Source organism: Streptomyces sp. SID3343 (assembly GCF_009865215.1).
GTDB lineage: Bacteria > Actinomycetota > Actinomycetes > Streptomycetales > Streptomycetaceae > Embleya.
Map to the genome: position 1 here is coordinate 1 of NZ_WWJX01000157.1, position 2,600 is coordinate 2,600.

Genomic DNA, 2,600 nt, shown 5'->3' on the forward strand with positions numbered 1-2,600 from the left:
ACCCGACAACCGACCCCCTCGGTACCCGACAACGACCCCCTCGGCACCCGAGAACCGATGCCTTCCGTGCCCGACAACCGGCACCGTCGACACCGCCGGCACGACCCGCCCCGTCGGTGCCATCGGGCACGACCCGCACCGTCCGCGAGGCCCGCTCCCGGTCGCGGTGAGCGCGCGGCGATCCGACCCCGCCGGCCGTCCCCGCAGGGCGGGATTCCCCGGCGACACGCCGAAGCGGTACACCCGAAGAAAAGTTGTCGAAGGCCGCCCGTGCCGGTTCTTGCGTGACCGCCCCACGCGGCGATTCGGCGCCGCCCTGCGCTGTTAGAGGGAAATCCCTCCACTCGACGCGCGTGGCACGCAACCCCGCACGCCCTCTTGACGTCATGGTGGTTGGAGGGTGCAGCCGTGCCCCGGTACGTCGCGGTTCATGCCGTCGGTCGACCGTGCCTACGATTGAGGCCGGCCGGTCCGGCGTCCCTCGTACGACGCCCCGGCCGGCTCATGTCCTCATGGCTACGAGCTCGGGAAGGCCCTAGTTTTTATGGCGAACAACTTGTCGTTCATCGGTCGTGACATGGCGGTCGACCTCGGTACGGCCAACACGCTGGTGTACGTCAGAGGCCGCGGCATCGTGCTCAACGAGCCGTCGGTGGTCGCCAAGAACACCACCACCGGGGGCATCCTCGCGGTCGGGGCCGAGGCGAAGAAGATGATCGGGCGCACGCCCGGCAACATCGTCGCCATCCGCCCCCTCAAGGACGGCGTCATCGCCGACTTCGAGATCACCGAGCGGATGCTGCGCTACTTCATCCTCAAGGTGCACCGCCGCCGCTACCTCGCCCGCCCGCGCGTGGTCATCTGCGTCCCCTCCGGCATCACCGGCGTCGAGCGCCGCGCGGTGGTCGAGGCGTCCAGCCAGGCCGGCGCGCGCAGCGTGCACATCATCGAGGAACCCATGGCCGCCGCGATCGGTGCCGGCCTGCCCGTGCACGAGGCGACCGGCAACATGGTCGTCGACATCGGCGGCGGCACGACCGAGGTCGCGGTGATCTCGCTCGGCGGCATCGTCACCGCCCAGTCGATCCGGGTGGCCGGCGACGAGTTGGACAACGCGATCATCGCCTACGTCAAAAAGGAGTACTCGCTGCTCCTGGGCGAGCGCAGTGCCGAGGAAATCAAGATGTCCATCGGCTCGGCCTTCGACCTCGGCGAGGACGAGCACAGCGAGATCCGCGGTCGCGACCTGGTCAGCGGCCTGCCGAAGACGATCGTGATCTCGACCTCCGAGGTGCGCAAGGCGATCGAGGAACCGGTCAACACGGTCGTCGACGCGGTCAAGAGCACGCTCGACCAGTGTCCGCCCGAACTGGCCGGCGACGTGATGGACCGCGGCATCGTGCTCACCGGTGGCGGCGCCCTGTTGCGCGGCCTCGACGAGCGCCTGCGCACCGAGACCGGAATGCCGATCCACATCGCCGACAACCCACTGGACTCGGTGGCCTTGGGCGCGGGCAAGTGCGTCGAGGAATACGAGAAGCTCCAGCAGGTGCTCGACGCGCAACCGCGTCGCTGACGCCGATCGCATCGGCGCGCGGCAAGACACCCGTCGGCGCGCGACGAGACACCCGTGACAGGCCCGGGATCGGCACGTGCCGACCATCGGGACCGCACACCGCATCTGCACTGATAGCGCCGCAACGTACGAAAGGGGCGGGCGCATCGTGAGGGACTCCCGACAGGGTCGGCTGGTCCTCGTGCTGCTGCTGGCAATCTCTTTCGCCCTCATCACCGTGGACATTCGCGGTGGCCGGAACTCGCCCGTCGCGAACGTGCGCGACTGGGCCTCGGCCGTGTTCGGTCCCGCCGAACGCGGCGTGTCCGCCGCCGTGGACCCCGTCGGCCGGGCCGCCAACGCGGTCAAGGACGCCGGGTCCCACGAGGGCGAGAAGAAGCGCCTGCAGGACGAGAACGCCAAGCTGCGCCAACAGGTGGACAACATCGAGTTCGACCGCAATCGCGCGGCCGAGTTGGACCGACTGCTCAAGGTCTCGGCGGCCGGGCAGTACAAGATCAAGCCGGCGCGGGTCGTGGCGATCGGACCGGCCCAGGGCTTCTCCTGGACCGTCACGATCGACGCGGGCAACGGCGACGGCATCAAGACCGACATGACCGTGATCAACGGTGACGGCCTGGTCGGCCGGGTCACCCAGGTGGGACCGATGACCTCCACTGTCCTCTTGGCCACCGACCCCGGCTTCGCGGTCGGCTCGCGCCTCACGGGGTCGATGGAGATAGGGATCGCCACCGGCCGCGGCGACCGCCCGATGAGCCTCAAGCTGCTCAACGCACATGCCCAGGTCAAAAAGGGCGACCGGCTCGTGACGTTCGGATCGCAGGGAGGCCGGCCGTTCGTGCCGGGCGTCCCCGTGGGCGAGGTCGGCGACATGAAGAACACGCCCGGCGAGCTGACCCGCACCGTCGAGGTCAAGTCGTATGTGCGGTTCTCCAGCCTCGACACCGTCGGAGTCGTGGTCGAACCGCCGCGCGCGGACCCGCGCGACTCGGTACTGCCGCCGCCGGTCGAACCGGCGGCCCAG

Annotated in this window: 2 protein-coding genes; both read left to right on the forward strand. The window is 69.4% G+C overall.

Annotated features, from left to right (window positions below; translation table 11 throughout):
• Window positions 1–556 precede the first annotated feature (556 nt).
• Window positions 557–1,576, forward strand: a complete 1,020-nt coding sequence (locus GT354_RS05420) for a rod shape-determining protein (protein WP_078979486.1) — start codon at window positions 557–559, stop codon at window positions 1,574–1,576.
• A gap of 148 nt (window positions 1,577–1,724) precedes the next feature.
• The coding region (gene mreC, locus GT354_RS05425; RefSeq protein WP_161355026.1) for a rod shape-determining protein MreC at window positions 1,725–2,600 on the forward strand (876 nt) is incomplete at its 3' end.